This is a genomic window from Azonexus hydrophilus DSM 23864 (assembly GCF_000429605.1).
Lineage (GTDB): Bacteria > Pseudomonadota > Gammaproteobacteria > Burkholderiales > Rhodocyclaceae > Azonexus > Azonexus hydrophilus.
This window is the reverse complement of sequence record NZ_AUCE01000011.1, coordinates 518,958-532,735: the sequence shown is the minus strand read 5'-3', so window position 1 is coordinate 532,735 and position 13,778 is coordinate 518,958. Positions and strand designations below refer to the sequence as shown.

Annotated in this window: 14 protein-coding genes; 11 read left to right on the top strand and 3 right to left on the bottom strand. The window is 64.4% G+C overall.

Annotated elements, in window-relative coordinates; genetic code table 11:
• The first annotated feature begins 40 nt into the window (after positions 1-40).
• Genes bluB through G471_RS16515 form a run of 8 tightly spaced genes read left to right on the top strand, consistent with a single transcriptional unit; the run spans position 41 to position 7,625 of the window.
• The gene (bluB, locus tag G471_RS16520; RefSeq protein WP_043420658.1) at positions 41-766 is read left to right on the top strand and encodes a 5,6-dimethylbenzimidazole synthase; all 726 of its coding nucleotides are present in this window, start codon (positions 41-43) and stop codon (positions 764-766) included.
• Positions 763-1,008, top strand: a complete 246-nt coding sequence (locus G471_RS0103180; RefSeq protein ID WP_028994057.1) for a Pathogenicity locus — start codon at positions 763-765, stop codon at positions 1,006-1,008. The genes bluB and G471_RS0103180 overlap by 4 nt, the downstream gene beginning before the upstream one ends.
• Positions 996-1,919 (top strand): adenosylcobinamide-phosphate synthase CbiB, encoded by a 924-nt coding sequence (cbiB, locus tag G471_RS0103175; protein WP_028994056.1) that lies wholly within the window; start codon positions 996-998, stop codon positions 1,917-1,919. The genes G471_RS0103180 and cbiB overlap by 13 nt, the downstream gene beginning before the upstream one ends.
• Positions 1,912-2,904 (top strand): threonine-phosphate decarboxylase CobD, encoded by a 993-nt coding sequence (cobD, locus tag G471_RS0103170; protein WP_028994055.1) that lies wholly within the window; start codon positions 1,912-1,914, stop codon positions 2,902-2,904. Before cbiB ends, cobD begins: the two co-directional genes overlap by 8 nt.
• Positions 2,901-3,785: a cobalamin-binding protein gene (locus tag G471_RS0103165; RefSeq protein WP_028994054.1), complete on the top strand. Its 885-nt coding sequence runs from the start codon at positions 2,901-2,903 to the stop codon at positions 3,783-3,785. The genes cobD and G471_RS0103165 overlap by 4 nt, the downstream gene beginning before the upstream one ends.
• Positions 3,786-3,792: 7 nt before the next feature.
• The gene (locus G471_RS0103160) at positions 3,793-4,593 is read left to right on the top strand and encodes a cobalamin-binding protein (protein WP_028994053.1); all 801 of its coding nucleotides are present in this window, start codon (positions 3,793-3,795) and stop codon (positions 4,591-4,593) included.
• Positions 4,594-4,641: 48 nt separating this feature from the next.
• Positions 4,642-5,535, top strand: a complete 894-nt coding sequence (locus G471_RS0103155) for an ABC transporter substrate-binding protein (protein ID WP_028994052.1) — start codon at positions 4,642-4,644, stop codon at positions 5,533-5,535.
• Positions 5,532-7,625 (top strand): diguanylate cyclase domain-containing protein, encoded by a 2,094-nt coding sequence (locus G471_RS16515; protein ID WP_043420657.1) that lies wholly within the window; start codon positions 5,532-5,534, stop codon positions 7,623-7,625. Before G471_RS0103155 ends, G471_RS16515 begins: the two co-directional genes overlap by 4 nt.
• Before the next feature lie 8 nt (positions 7,626-7,633).
• Here the strand turns inward: G471_RS16515 and G471_RS0103145 are convergent, their stop codons facing one another.
• Entirely contained in the window at positions 7,634-9,652 is a 2,019-nt protein-coding gene (locus G471_RS0103145) for a TonB-dependent receptor plug domain-containing protein (RefSeq protein WP_088177944.1), read from the bottom strand.
• Positions 9,653-9,665: 13 nt separating this feature from the next.
• Positions 9,666-10,256, bottom strand: a complete 591-nt coding sequence (locus G471_RS0103140) for a PilZ domain-containing protein (RefSeq protein WP_028994050.1) — start codon at positions 10,254-10,256, stop codon at positions 9,666-9,668.
• Between the two features lie 228 nt (positions 10,257-10,484).
• Between G471_RS0103140 and metX the strand changes: the two genes are divergently transcribed.
• The 3 genes from metX to G471_RS0103125 are packed head-to-tail and all read left to right on the top strand — an operon-like array spanning position 10,485 to position 13,494.
• On the top strand, positions 10,485-11,615 hold the full coding sequence (gene metX, locus G471_RS0103135; RefSeq protein WP_043420781.1) for a homoserine O-succinyltransferase MetX: 1,131 nt from the start codon (positions 10,485-10,487) through the stop codon (positions 11,613-11,615).
• A complete protein-coding gene (metW, locus tag G471_RS0103130; protein WP_028994048.1) occupies positions 11,612-12,223 on the top strand; it encodes a methionine biosynthesis protein MetW in 612 nt (203 codons plus the stop codon). The genes metX and metW overlap by 4 nt, the downstream gene beginning before the upstream one ends.
• Positions 12,223-13,494: an AmpG family muropeptide MFS transporter gene (locus tag G471_RS0103125; RefSeq protein WP_028994047.1), complete on the top strand. Its 1,272-nt coding sequence runs from the start codon at positions 12,223-12,225 to the stop codon at positions 13,492-13,494. The genes metW and G471_RS0103125 overlap by 1 nt, the downstream gene beginning before the upstream one ends.
• Here the strand turns inward: G471_RS0103125 and G471_RS0103120 are convergent.
• The gene (locus G471_RS0103120) at positions 13,478-13,777 is read right to left on the bottom strand and encodes a hypothetical protein (RefSeq protein ID WP_043420653.1); all 300 of its coding nucleotides are present in this window, start codon (positions 13,775-13,777) and stop codon (positions 13,478-13,480) included. The genes G471_RS0103125 and G471_RS0103120 overlap by 17 nt on opposite strands.
• Position 13,778 lies beyond the last annotated feature (1 nt).

Below are 13,778 nucleotides of genomic sequence, written 5' to 3'. Positions count from 1 at the left end.
ACCGTGGACGGGTGCCTTCGCGTTTCCAGAAGGGGAATCCATGGAAAACCAGCACGCTTTTTCCGACGCCGAACGGGCCGCCGTCTATCACGCCATTTTCAGCCGCCGCGACGTGCGCGGCCAGTTCCTGCCCAACCCGGTCGCCGACGACCAGCTCGCGCGCATCCTGATGGCGGCGCATCACGCGCCGTCGGTCGGTTTCATGCAGCCGTGGAATTTCCTCGTCGTCCGCTCGGCGGACGTGAAACAGCGGGTGCACGACATCTTCGCGCAGGCCAATGCCGAAGCGGCGACGATGTTTCCGGACGAAAAGCGCGAAATCTACGGCAAGCTGAAACTGCAGGGCATCCTCGACGCGCCGGTGAACCTGTGCATCACCTGCGACCGCTCGCGCAGCGGCCCGGTCGTGCTCGGCCGCACGCACATGCCGACCATGGACCTCTATTCCAGCGTGTGCGCCGTCCAGAACTTGTGGCTGGCTGCCCGCGCCGAGGGCCTCGGCGTCGGCTGGGTCAGCATCTTCCACGAGAAGGCGCTGCAGGACGCGCTCGGCATTCCGCATCACATCGTGCCGATTGCCTATCTGTGCATCGGCCACGTCAGCCATTTCAAGGATCGCCCGGAACTGGAAAGCGCCGGCTGGCTGCCGCGCCTGCCGGTCGAGGAACTGGTCTTCCACGAACAGTGGGGGACGCGCGATTTACCGGAAAATGCCGGGCTGACCGCCGCCCTGTCGGCGCTCGCCGCGGCGGAGCGCGGCGCATGAATGGCACTTTCCCGGCCGACCAGCGCGCCGCGCTGCTCGCCCTGCCCGGCGTCGGGCCGACGGTGATCCGCCGCCTCGAAGAGGCCGGCTACGCGCCGTTGGCCCGGCTGGCCGGCGAGGAAAGCGCCGTCGTCACGCTGCACATCGCCCGCATGATCGGCTCGACCTGCTGGCACAACAATCCACAGGCGCGCGCGGCAATCGACGCCGCCATCGCCCTGGCCCGCCAATGGCCGAATTGAACCTGCTCGCCGGCCCCTACGCCATGCCGCTGGCGGCGCTCGCCGCGGTGCTGCTCGACCGCCTGTTCGGCGAAGTGCGGCGTTTTCACCCGCTGGTCGGCTTCGGCGCGCTGGCGGCGGCGATCGAAAAGCGGCTGAACCGGCGCACGATTGCCGGCGGCGTCCTCGGCTGGGCGCTGGCGGTGCTGCCCTGGGTGGCGCTGGCGCTGGCCTTGCGACCATTGGCGCCATTCGCGGTCGACGTGCTGCTGCTCTATTTTTCGCTCGGCGCGCGCAGCCTGTGCGAGCACGCCGAAGCGGTTGCCCGGCCGCTGCGCGAGGGGCGCCTCGACGAGGCGCGGCAGCGCGTCGGCTGGATCGTTTCCCGCGATACCGCAGCACTCGACGAGTCCGGCGTCGCCAAGGCCGGCGTCGAATCGGTGCTGGAAAACGGCAACGACGCGATCTTCGGTGCGCTGTTCTGGTTCGCCCTGCTCGGCGGCCCCGGCGCCCTGCTGTTCCGGCTGGCCAACACGCTCGACGCGATGTGGGGCTACCGCACCGAGCGCTATAACCTGTACGGCCGCTGGGCCGCCCGCTTTGACGACGCGCTCAACTGGCTGCCGGCGCGGTTGACCGCGCTGAGCTACGCCCTGCTCGGCCGCTGGCGCGACGCACTGGCCTGCTGGCGCACCCAGGCGCCCGGCTGGGAAAGCCCGAACGCCGGCCCGGTGATGGCGGCGGGCGCTGGCAGCCTCGGCGTACAGTGCGGCGGCGCCGCCATCTACCACGGCCGCGAGGAAATCCGCCCACCGCTCGGCTGCGGCCCGGCGCCGGTCGCCGCCGACCTCGGCCGGGCGATCACGCTGATCCGGCGCAGCCTGTGGCTGTGGCTGGCCGTCCTTTTCCTGATCGGAGCCCTGCATGCTTGACCATGGCGGCCGCCTGCGCGAAGCCGCGGCCCACTACGACATCCCGCTCGCCGACTGGCTCGATCTGTCCACCGGCATCAACCCGCAGGGCTGGCCGGTGCCGCCGCTGCCGGCCGCAGTCTGGCAACGCCTGCCGGAAGACAACGACGGCCTGGAGGCCGCCGCTGCCGCCTACTACGGCAATAGCAACCTCCTGCCGGTCGCGGGTTCGCAGGCCGCCATCCAGTGGTTGCCGGCGCTGCTGCCGCGCGCCGCCGTGGCCTGCATCGCGCCGCTCTACAACGAACACCCGCAGGCCTGGCAGCGCGCCGGCCACAAGCTGCGCTTCCTGCAGAACGCGACGCTGCCGCGCGCGCTGGCGGCGGCGACGCCCTACGTGCTGCTGTGCAACCCGAACAACCCGACCGCCGACCGCCACCCGCGCGAACTGGCGGTCGACGCCGCGGCGCAACTGAAAAAGCGCGGCGGCTGGCTGATCGTCGACGAAGCCTTCATCGACGCCACGCCCGAGCACAGCCTGACGCCGCTGGCCGGCACGGCGGACGCGCCGAACCTGATCGTCTTCCGTTCGCTGGGCAAGTTCTTCGGCCTGGCCGGGCTGCGCGTCGGTTTCCTGTTCGCTGCCCCCGAACTGCTGACAAAGATGGCCGAGGCAATCGGCCCGTGGAGCGTCGCCGGCCCGTCGCGCGCCGCGGCAACGCTGGCACTGGCCGACAGCGCCTGGCAGGCGGCGACGCGCCAGCGCCTGCACGCCGACGGCGAACGCCTGCGCCAGTTGCTGGCACCGCTCGGCGAGGTCAAGGCAACGCCGCTGTTCGCGACGCTGAACGCACCGGCCACCGCCGAACTGCACGAATACCTGGCGCGCCGCGCCATCCTCACCCGCCGCTACGAATCGAATCCGCTGCTGCGTGTCGGCCTGCCACCCGACGAGGCCGGCTGGCAGTGTCTGAAGGCAGCCCTTGCCGACTGGAAGCCCGCATGAAAATCCACCTGCTTGCTGTACTGGCAGCCTTCGCCCTGAGCCCGATGGTCCACGCCGAACTGCTGATCAAGGACGATACCGGCCGCGAAGTCAGGCTGACCAAACCCGCGCAGCGCATCGTCGCCCTCGCCCCGCACATTGCCGAAACGCTGTTTGCTGCCGGTGCCGGCGACAAGCTGGTCGGCACCGTCGAGTACAGCGACTATCCCCCCGCCGCCAAGCAGGTCAGACGGGTCGGCGGCTATTCGCGCATCGACCTGGAAGCGGTCGTCGCCCTCAAACCGGACCTGGTGCTGGCCTGGGAAAGCGGCAACAACATGGCGCAGGCCGACAAACTGCGGGCGCTCGGCCTGACCGTTTTCGTTTCCCAGCCCAACCACATGGAAGACATCGCCGGCCAGGTCGAACGCTACGGTCGGCTGGCCGGCACGGAAGCCGTTGCCAATGCCGAGGCGCGGCGTTTCCGCGAACGCATGGCGGCCTTGCGCACGGCCAACGCCGGCAAGCCCAAGGTGCGCACCTTCTACCAGATCTGGAAGGCACCGCTGGTCACCGTCGGCGGCCCGCAGATCATCAGCGACGCGATGCGCATCTGCGGCGGTGAGAACATTTTCGGCCACCTGACGCAGATGGCGCCGCGCGTCGGCATCGAGTCGGTGATCGAGGCCGACCCGGAAGCCATCGTCGCCACCGGCATGGGCGACGCCAAGCCCGAATGGCTGGACGACTGGCATCAGTGGAAACGCATGACCGCGGTCCAGCGCGGCAACCTTTTCCACATCAATCCCGACATCATGCAGCGGCACACGCCGCGCATCCTCGACGGCACGGCGAAACTTTGCGACCACCTCGATGTCGCACGCAGCCGTCGCCCCAAGTGAGAACACCATGCCCCGCCTGCCCCAACGCATCGTCTGCCTGACCACCGAAACCGTCGAAGTCCTCTACGCCCTCGGCGAGCAGGACCGCATCGTCGGCATCAGCGGCTACACCGTTCGGCCGCCGCAGGCGCGCAAGGAAAAACCCAAGGTCTTCGCCTTCACCACCGGCGACATCGAGAAGATCCTCGCCGTCAAACCCGACCTGGTGCTGACTTTCTCCGACCTCCAGGCCGACATCGCCCGTGACCTGATCAAGGCTGGCATTGCGGTCTACGCGCTGAACATGCGCAGCGTCGACGACATCCTGGCGATGATCGAAACCGTCGGCCGCCTGGTCGGCGCCGAGGATCGCGCACAGGCGCTGGTCGCCGGGCTGGAAGCGCAGATCGCCCAGGCCCGGGCACTGGCCGAGAAACACATCGCCCAACATGGCCGCCGGCCGCGCGTTTATTTCGAGGAATGGGACGATCCGCTGATCAGCGGCCTGCGCTGGGCATCCGAGTTGATTGAAATCGCCGGCGGCGAAGATGTTTTCGCCGAACGCGCGCGCTCGCCGCTATCCCGCGACCGTCGACCGACCTCGGAGGAAGTGATCGCGGCAGCGCCGGAGATCATCATCGGCTCCTGGTGCGGCAAACACTTCCGCCCTGAACGCGTCGCTGCCCGGCCGGGTTGGGAGGCCATTCCGGCGGTCAATCAGGGGCGCATGCACGAGATCAAGTCGGCAGTCATCCTGACGCCGGGACCGGTTGCCATCAGCGAAGGCCTGCCTTTGCTGCTCGATATTCTCTGGCCGAGTACAACGTAGGGCAAACGTGTATTGCCCTGGCATGTCGCCAGCCCCTATAGTGACGGCATGTCGCGGCCAGCACTGCTCCTCCTGCTGTTTTTCCTATTCCATGCAAAAGCCTGGGCAGGCGAAATTGCGCTCATCCTGGCCGATGACAGCGCGCCGTACCGAGAATTCGCCAGCAGCCTGCAAAAAAACCTGCAGGCCGGCTGGAAAATTGCCTACACCGATAACAATCTCCGACCAGCCGACCGGCAACCGGTGGACCTCATCGTCACCGCCGGCAGCGGTGCCCTGCGTACTGCCCTCGCAGCCAATCCGAAAACACCGATCCTGGCCACCCTGTTGCCCGAATACAGTTACCAGGCGGCGCTTGTCGAAGCGCGTGCACCGCCCCCGGTTTCGGCTATCTACCTGGATCAGCCGGCCAAACGACAGGCACGGTTGCTACGCTTGCTATTCCCGGAAATGCGCCGCGTCGGCTTGCTGGTCAGCGATCAATCGGCACCGCAGATCGCATCGTTCCGCTCGGCACTGACCCTTCAGCGCATGCAGTTGCACAGCGAGCAGGCAAGCAACGAACAACAAATACTGCCCACGCTCGAAAACCTGCTCGCCCGCAGCGAAGTCCTGCTGGCCGTCCCCGATGCACTGATCTACTCGCGCAGTAGTATCCGCCCCTTGTTGATCACTGCCTACCGCTTCCAGCGGCCGGTCATCGGCTTCTCCGCCTCCCTGGCCAAGGCAGGAGCGCTCGCTGCACTGTATTCGACGCCAGCCCAGATCGGCCGACAGGCCGGTGCACTGATTTCGGTTCATGGCAACCGCCTGCCGCCGCCGCGACCACCTTCCGAATATTCGTTGACCATCAACCAGAGCGTCGCCGATGCCTTTGGCCTGCGCCTGCCGGACGAAACCGATCTCTTGCAGAAACTGCTCACCAGCGGGACTGAAGAATGAACAACCTGACATTACGCCAGCGACTACTGATCCTCACGCTGCTACCCAGCGCCCTGATCACCACGCTGCTCGTGCTCTATTTCTCGATGACCGGCATCAACGCCATCGAAGACCAGTTGCGCGGCAAAGGCCTGGCCACCGTCCGTTACCTCGCGCCGGTCAGCGAGTACGGCATCATTGCCGGGCAGATGGACGGCATTTACGGCCTGGTTCAGGCCGCCATGCAGGAACCCGGCGTCAAGGCGGCCATCATCGTGAACCCGAAGGGGCGCACGCTGGCGGTCAGCGGACGCGTCTCACTGCCCGCCGAAATCATCCGCCAGCACCTCGACAAGCCGGCCCTGGTCGCCGAAACCGAAACCTGGATCGCCTTTGGCGCCCCCGTCATCCGCACGCAAAGCGACAGCGATCCGCTGTTCGATATTGCCGGGCTCGACGAAAACCCGCAGGAAACCATCGGTCATGTCTTCATCGAACTCGACAAGCTGGACCTGATCGAACGTCAGCGCGACCTGATCCTGCAAGGCCTGATCGCCGTCCTGACCGGTCTGGGCCTGATGGGCGCGCTGGCCATTGCCATGGCCGACCAATTGGCCAAACCCCTGCAGCGTCTGACTGCCGCCGTCAGGCAGATGTCGGCAGGCCATTTCGGCACCCGTATTCCTGCCTCATCGAGCGGCGAACTGCGCATCCTTGAGGACGGTTTCAACGACATGGCCAGCCACATCGGGGGCGCTCACCAGTCGATGCAATCGCGGATCGAGGAAGCCACGGCACAGTTGGTCTTCCAGGCCCGTCACGACGCCTTGACCGGACTGGTCAACCGCCGCGAATTCGAACTCCGGCTCGACAAGGCACTGGCCAACGTCCATGCCGGCGGCGACGAATTCAGCGTCCTGTTCATTGACCTCGACCGTTTCAAGGCGGTCAACGACGCCTGCGGCCACCTGGCTGGCGACGAACTCCTGCGCCAGATCGCCCTGCTCCTTCAGGGGCGACTGCGCGAAGAAGACACCCTGGCGCGCCTGGGCGGTGACGAATTCGGCATCATGCTGGCCAATTGCGGCCTGATCAAGGCCCGCCAGGTTGCGCAGGATATCTGTGCCCTGTCGGCGGAGTACCGTTTCGTCTGGCAGGACCGGATTTTCGCCATCGGCGCCAGTATCGGTCTGACCCCGGTAAGTCGAGATGTGCGCGAGATCCAGGAAATATTCGCACTCAGCGATGCAGCCTGTCTGCGCGCCAAGGAACTCGGACGCAATCAGGTTTGCGAAATGGCACCGGCTACCCAGACCGAACGCCGGCGCGATCGCGGCAACTGGGCGGGACGCCTGGCCAATGCCCTCTCGGAAGGCCGCCTGATGATCGAAGCCATTCCGCTCCGCGCCCTGCAGCCAGGTGTTCCCGGCGGGCCAATGGCCGAATTGAGCGCCCGCCTCAACGAACCCGGTCAGGCACCGGTCGCCCTCAGTGCTCTGATCGACGCCGCTGAACGTTACGACATGTCGAGCAGCTTCGACCAGCATTTCCTGGACACCGCGATCCGTGCCCTGGCACGTGCCAGCAAGCAACACATGCCGATGACCTGCATGGTTCCACTTTCCCGTGCGTCCATCAGCACCCCAGAAACCGGCGACTACATTGCGGCACGCCTTGCCGAACACGCCATTCAGGGAGAAGGGCTGTGTCTGATGTTCTCCGAGGATGTCAGCACCCACCAGACCAGTCAGCTGATCGAGTTTTCCCGTCGCATGCGCGAACTGGGTTGCCAGATCGTCCTGACTGAATTCGGCGGCGCGATTTCCTCATTCACCCAACTGCGGACCGTAGCGCCCAGCTATGTCCGCCTGAGCCAGAGCCTGACCCGCGATATCGGCGACGGCATGACCTCGACTGCGCTGCTGCGGGCCATCCTCGAAATCACCGGCGAGCAGCAGATTTTCCCGATTGCCGAAGCGGTCGACGACACCCCCTTGCTGGAGCATCTGCACAGATTGGGGATCGCCTATGCGCACGGCAAGGCTGTAGCCCCCCGCGAGCCCTTTGACGCCTGGTTTGAAGGCGTGGTCATGCGCGGCAGTCGCGGCTGAGGCCGACCTTAGAAATCCACGCTCAAGGAGACCCAGTGGCGCCGATCGACGGTTCGCTGATTTGGCTGCGACCCAGCCTTTCTCTGTTCGACGTGCGCCCCATCCAGCGACTGGACCGTATAGGCAATCTCACCCCGTTTTCCCCCAAGCTTGAAGGTATGGGCCAGGCGGGCATCAGTCCGCGCATATTTGTCGACTGAGGTATTACGCGTCCAGCGCATGCCGCCCACCCAGTAACGCGCCAGCGACAGGTCGAAACCAAGCGGCAATTTCTGCATCAGAAGCACGGACGAACTACGACGGGGCGCCGACTCATCTGCCAAACGAACGTATCTATCAGGGCTAGCACCTATATTGCTGCCAGGCGTCTCCAAAATCCGCTGGCCATTCTCGGAAAACCGACTATCAATCCTAATACTGTAGTGATTGAGCAATACACGAGTCATTTCCAGTGGTTGCCACTTGAATTGAACCTCGTAACCACGCATGGTGATGTCCTGAATCGACTGCTCGGAATCCGGTATCGGGGAAGCGCCTGTGCGAACGATCATCAAACGATCACTGACCCTCTCCCGAAAATGGCGCACATCCAGACTCATCCGCCAGTCGCGCCAGTCACCGAGGTAGGCTAGCTCCCAGCTGTCCAGCCTTTCGGCCGGCAATTGCGGATTGCCGATCCGGATGACCTGATTGGCAGCTGGCCCGCTCAGGTAATTGGCCCGATAGGCAAAAATACTGGAAGTCCGCCAAGCCTGAGCATAGCCGACCCGGACCGTGTTCTCCGTATTGAAATGAAACGCCAGGCTGGCACGCGGCGACAGGTGGTTACCCGCCAGGGTATCGTACTCACTGGATGCCCCAAGATTGGCAGTCACCCAGGACGAAGGCTTCCACTCGCTGTTGGCAAAGGCCCGCCATACCTGACGCGTCTCCGTTCCGCGATCGTGAAGCATGGTTTTTGAACTGACGGCATCGTGGCGCCAGCTAGCCCCCCAAACCAGGCGAACTTTGTCGATCGGCGAAAAGTTGTGCATTGCCTCGATTTCGTGGCGCCGCCCCCAATCGCCGGATTCATTGACTTCGTTGTAACCCGGCGGGCGGCTCGGATGAGTGTAGCTGTCATCGCCCCGGTCTTCGCTGAAGGTGTAACGCAACGAAAAGTCCGCACCATCTTCGAGCGTCCGTAACCAGCGCGTCTGTATCCAGAGCGACGACTCATCGAGCGCACGGAACGGGTTTCTTGTATCGACCACCGGCGGGGTCACGGTATCCAGTCGCCCGCGGGTGAATTCGCCGTCAACCCGGCCAAGATGCAACTCAAGGCTGTCGCTGATGCTCGCAGCGTAGTTGACGCGTAGATCAAGGCGACGATTCCGGTAACTGTCACGCCAGTCGTAATCGTCATCGAGGCCCTCGTCCTTGGTCTCCTGGTAGGTCAGGCGATAACTGCCGTTATCGCCAATGCGCCCGCCGGTACGCAAGGTGTAGTCGCGTACGCCCTGGCTGCCGCTGCTCGCCGAGAGCGAGCTTCCCTGTACCAGCGAGGGATCGATGGTGATGATATTGACCACGCCGAGAAAGGCGTTGGTGCCGTAAGACACTGAATTGGAGCCACGAACCACCTCGATTCGTTCGATATCCTCCAGTGCCACCGGCACCAATGCCCAATTCATGCCATTGCGGAACAAGGGTGAATGCAGCGAACGACCATCGATCAGCACCTGAACCCGTGGCGAAAAATCGTTGTCGTCCGTAATCCCGTGATAATTGACCCTGGCCGCCGTATCGCTGTGAGCGAAGGTCTGGAAGCCCGGCACCAGACGGAAGATGTCGTTCAATGAACGAACACCCGAGGCTCGAATCATTTCACGATCAATCACCGTCACCGATGCGGGAGCATCGGCCAGGCGCTGAGGCAGGCGGCTGACCGAAGCGACAACGGGCAGGTCGGCAAAGAAAAGTTCATCGCTGGCTGAGGCGCCAGATACCAGAAGCGACAGAATTAGCGGCGCAATGCGTGATGACAAGGCAATGCCCTTGTCAGACAGCTGGATGACCCGGCAGCGTCAAGGCAAACTTCCAGGCCTCGGCAAAACACACCGACTGCTCACCGAGTACCGCGCCATGACGCTCTGTCGCCACCACGCACAAGGCCAGGCCGGCCTGTTCGACCTGGGTGACGCCGGCCAGGTCGATTTCGTCGACTCCGACACGGGTCAACGCGTGCATGAAATCATTGCGCAAAGAGCCGTTGAGACCGCCGGCAATGCGCATGATCTTGCGCCCACCCACTTCGTGCACCGACAGGATGGAAGCCTTGCCCGATGCCAGCGCGCCGCGGATCGCATCCTCGATCACCACCTGATTGATCAGACCGGCCTGGAAACGGGCGCCGTAAAGGTCGCCGAGACGGCTGACCACGGTCACCGAGACATCCATCACCGGCGAGCCGAACAACGAGAACTCGCAACCGGCGGATTGTCCGATCTCGAGCGGGATGTCGCAGTGCATCATCAGGCCGGACATCGACAGGTTTTCGATGCAAGCTTCTCCGATCTTGCCACCAAAGCCCACCTTCGCCCGAGGCGGAACCCCGAAGCGGATGCGTTGATGTCGTCGCTGTTCGAGCATGCCTGCCCCTTGATATTGTTCGTTTGACTAGCCCGAATAGTACCAAAGTCCCATTTACATTCGCAGGCTGATGTCACGAATTGACTTTTCAACGACCGCTGGGTATCTTCAAGGCCGTCGGAAACCTCCGGCGGCGCCGATTTATCTCAGATTGCGGGCGCCTTAGAAATGCCGCTAAAGCGGGGACCCCAGTTCGCGTTTTGGCCAACTGGGTTTTTTGTTTCTGGAATCATCATGCCGGGTATTGGCGTCGTCGAATCACAACGCATCCACTTCAGCGAACCGCTCCATCTGCGTAGCGGCGGCATCCTGCCGGCCTACGACCTGGCCGTCGAAACCTACGGTACGCTCAACGCCGCCCGCTCCAACGCCATTCTGGTCTGCCATGCACTGTCCGGCCACCATCACCTGGCCGGACATTACGCCGATGCACCGGACAATGTCGGCTGGTGGGACAACATCATCGGCCCGGGGCGGCCGCTCGACACCGACAAGTTCTTCATCGTCGGCCTGAACAATCCCGGCGGCTGCCACGGTTCGACCGGCCCGTCGTCGATCAACCCGGCCACCGGCAAACCCTGGGGTGCCGATTTCCCGATCATCGCCGTCAGCGACTGGGTCAATGCCCAGGCCCGCCTGGCCGACAAGTTCGGCATAGATAGCTGGGCCGCCGTCATGGGCGGCAGCCTGGGCGGCATGCAGGCGCTGCGCTGGAGCATTTCCTACCCGGAGCGGGTGCGCAACGCGCTGATCATCGCTTCCGCGCCCAAGCTCACGGCGCAGAACATCGCCTTCAACGACGTCGCCCGCCAGGCCATCCTGACTGATCCGGATTTCCACGGCGGCCATTACTACGAACATGGCACGCGGCCGGTGCGCGGCCTGCGCCTGGCCCGCATGCTCGGCCACATCACCTACCTGTCCGACGACCAGATGGGCGAGAAATTCGGCCGCGAGCTGCGCAACAGCTCGTTCGCCTTCGATTACGACGTCGAGTTCGAGGTCGAGTCCTACCTGCGCTACCAGGGCGACAAATTCGCCGGCTATTTCGACGCCAACACCTACCTGCTGATGACCAAGGCCCTCGATTACTTCGACCCGGCCCGGCTCGACGACGGCGATCTGGTCAGGACCATGGCCCGCACGCATCCCGACACCAATTTCTTCGTCGCCTCGTTCACCACCGACTGGCGCTTCTCGCCGGCGCGCTCGCGGGAAATCGTCGCCGCGCTGCTGGCCAACGGACGCAAGGTCTCCTACGCCGAAATCGACCTCAACTTCGGCCACGACTCCTTCCTGATGGAAGACCCGCAATACCACGGCCTGGTTGCCGCCTTCCTGGGGAACATCGCCTTATGACCAATACGCTCGGACGCCCCGATTTCGACGTCATCGCCGGCTGGGTCGAGCCGGGACATCGCGTGCTCGACCTCGGTTGCGGCGACGGCGCGCTGCTCAAGCACCTGATCGAAACCCGCAATGTCCAGGGCTGGGGTGTCGATATCGAGGACGCCAACGTGCTGGCCGCCCTGCGCAACGGCATCAACGTGATCCAGAGCAACCTGGAAAACGGCCTCAAGGACTTCGCTGACGACGCCTTCGACCACGTGGTGCTGTCGCGCACCCTGCAGACGGTGCGCCACACTGAAGGCATCCTGCGCGAGATGCTGCGCGTCGGTCGCGAAGCGGTCGTTTCCTTCCCCAATTTCGCCTACTGGCAGAACCTGCGCTCGGTCCTCGACGGCCGCATGCCGGTGTCGGAAGACCTGCCCTACCAGTGGTACGACTCGCCCAACGTCCGCTTCTTCACGCTGCTCGATTTCGAAGCGCTCTGTGAAAAAATGGGGCTGACCATCGTCGAACGGCGCGTCCTCGACGAGGCCGGTGAAATCATCCAGGCCGAGTCGCCGCGCGACCTGAATTTCCTCGGCAGCCTGGCCGTTTACCGCCTGACCCGTCCGCGCTGATGCCCGCCTGGCTGAACGCGATGTGGAACCGGCGGATGCTGATCTGCATCTTCACCGGTTTCGCCTCGGGATTACCGCTCTACCTGCTGCTCAATCTGGTGCCGGCCTGGCTCAAGACCGAAGGCCTGTCGCTGCGCGCCATCGGCGCCTTCGCGCTGATCCAGTTTCCCTACACCTGGAAATTCCTGTGGGCACCGCTGCTCGACCGCTACGGCATCCTGCCCTGGCTCGGCCGTCGGCGCAGCTGGATGTTCGTCTCGCAGATCGGCCTGGTCGCCGCCATCGGCTGGCTCGGCCAGTTGTCGCCAGTCGATCACCTGTCGCTGGTTGTCGGCCTGACCGCCCTGCTCGCCTTCCTGTCGGCCACCCAGGACATCGCCCTTGACGCCTTCCGCCGCGAGATCCTGCCCGACCACGAGCTCGGCCTGGGCAACGCCATTCACGTCAATGCCTACCGCATCGCCGGCCTGGTGCCCGGCTCTCTATCGCTGATCCTGGCCGACCACCTGCCGTGGAACCAGGTTTTCGTGATCACCGCTGCCTTCATGATTCCCGGCCTGGCGATGACGCTGCTGGTCAAGGAACCGCTGGCCGCAACGGGCAGCCCGCGCACGCTGCGCGATGCCGTGGTCGAACCCTTCCGCGAATTCTTCGGCCGCCACGGCGTGCAATCGGCGCTGCTGGTTCTGGCCTTCCTGTTTTTCTACAAGCTCGGCGACTCGCTGTGCACCGCACTGGCCACCCCCTTCTACCTGGACATGGGCTACAGCAAAACCGAGATCGGCATCATCGCCAAGAATGCCGGCCTCTGGCCGATGGTCATCGGCGGCATCCTCGGCGGCATCTGGATGCTCAAGCTGGGCATCAACCGAGCCTTATGGCTCTTTGGCGTCGCCCAGATCGTGACCATCCTCGGCTTCGTCTGGATGGCCTGGATCGGCCCCGGCGAATCGACGCCGCTCCGTCTGGCGACACTGGCCATCGTCATCGCCGGCGAAGCCGTCGGCGCCGGACTGGGCACCACAGCCTTCGTCGCCTTCATGGCGCGCACCACGCACCCGGCCTACACGGCCACGCAACTGGCATTATTCACCAGCCTGATGGCGGTGCCGCGCACCTTCATCAACGCCACCGCCGGCTGGCTGGTCGAGGCCGTGGGCTGGACGCAGTTCTTCTGGCTGTGTTTTTTCCTTGCCATCCCCGGCATGCTGCTGCTGCTCAAGGTCGCGCCGTGGCGCGAAAATGGCGAACGGACTAGTCCTGTCGCCTGAGGCGGCGGCGATCCAGCCACCAGGCATAGGCCGGCAGGATCAGCACCGAACCGGGTAGCAGCAGGACGATCAGGTAGGGGGAAAGATGGGCGATCCGGCGTAGATGGATCAGCAGCTCGCGCCGCTCTTCGATGGTCCACTGCCCGCCGTTACGGGCTTTCATCAGCAGCGGCATCATGCCGCGCGTGGCCATCACCTCGCCGATCACCCGCTGCACTTCGCGCCGCTGCGACGACAGCAACTGCCGCCACCAGCCGGGCAGGGGCAAGACCAGGCGATCCATG

What these genes read in the sequence shown, in the direction of transcription:
- bluB (WP_043420658.1), top strand. Translation starts at nt 41, where the DNA reads ATGGAAAACCAGCACGCTTTTTCCGACGCCGAACGGGCCGCCGTCTAT.
- G471_RS0103155 (WP_028994052.1), top strand. Translation starts at nt 4,642, where the DNA reads ATGTCGCGGCCAGCACTGCTCCTCCTGCTGTTTTTCCTATTCCATGCA.
- cbiB (WP_028994056.1), top strand. Translation starts at nt 996, where the DNA reads ATGGCCGAATTGAACCTGCTCGCCGGCCCCTACGCCATGCCGCTGGCG.
- G471_RS0103180 (WP_028994057.1), top strand. Translation starts at nt 763, where the DNA reads ATGAATGGCACTTTCCCGGCCGACCAGCGCGCCGCGCTGCTCGCCCTG.
- G471_RS0103160 (WP_028994053.1), top strand. Translation starts at nt 3,793, where the DNA reads ATGCCCCGCCTGCCCCAACGCATCGTCTGCCTGACCACCGAAACCGTC.
- G471_RS0103140 (WP_028994050.1), bottom strand. Translation starts at nt 10,256, where the DNA reads ATGCTCGAACAGCGACGACATCAACGCATCCGCTTCGGGGTTCCGCCT.
- metW (WP_028994048.1), top strand. Translation starts at nt 11,612, where the DNA reads ATGACCAATACGCTCGGACGCCCCGATTTCGACGTCATCGCCGGCTGG.
- G471_RS0103165 (WP_028994054.1), top strand. Translation starts at nt 2,901, where the DNA reads ATGAAAATCCACCTGCTTGCTGTACTGGCAGCCTTCGCCCTGAGCCCG.
- G471_RS0103125 (WP_028994047.1), top strand. Translation starts at nt 12,223, where the DNA reads ATGCCCGCCTGGCTGAACGCGATGTGGAACCGGCGGATGCTGATCTGC.
- cobD (WP_028994055.1), top strand. Translation starts at nt 1,912, where the DNA reads ATGCTTGACCATGGCGGCCGCCTGCGCGAAGCCGCGGCCCACTACGAC.
- G471_RS16515 (WP_043420657.1), top strand. Translation starts at nt 5,532, where the DNA reads ATGAACAACCTGACATTACGCCAGCGACTACTGATCCTCACGCTGCTA.
- G471_RS0103120 (WP_043420653.1), bottom strand. Translation starts at nt 13,777, where the DNA reads ATGGATCGCCTGGTCTTGCCCCTGCCCGGCTGGTGGCGGCAGTTGCTG.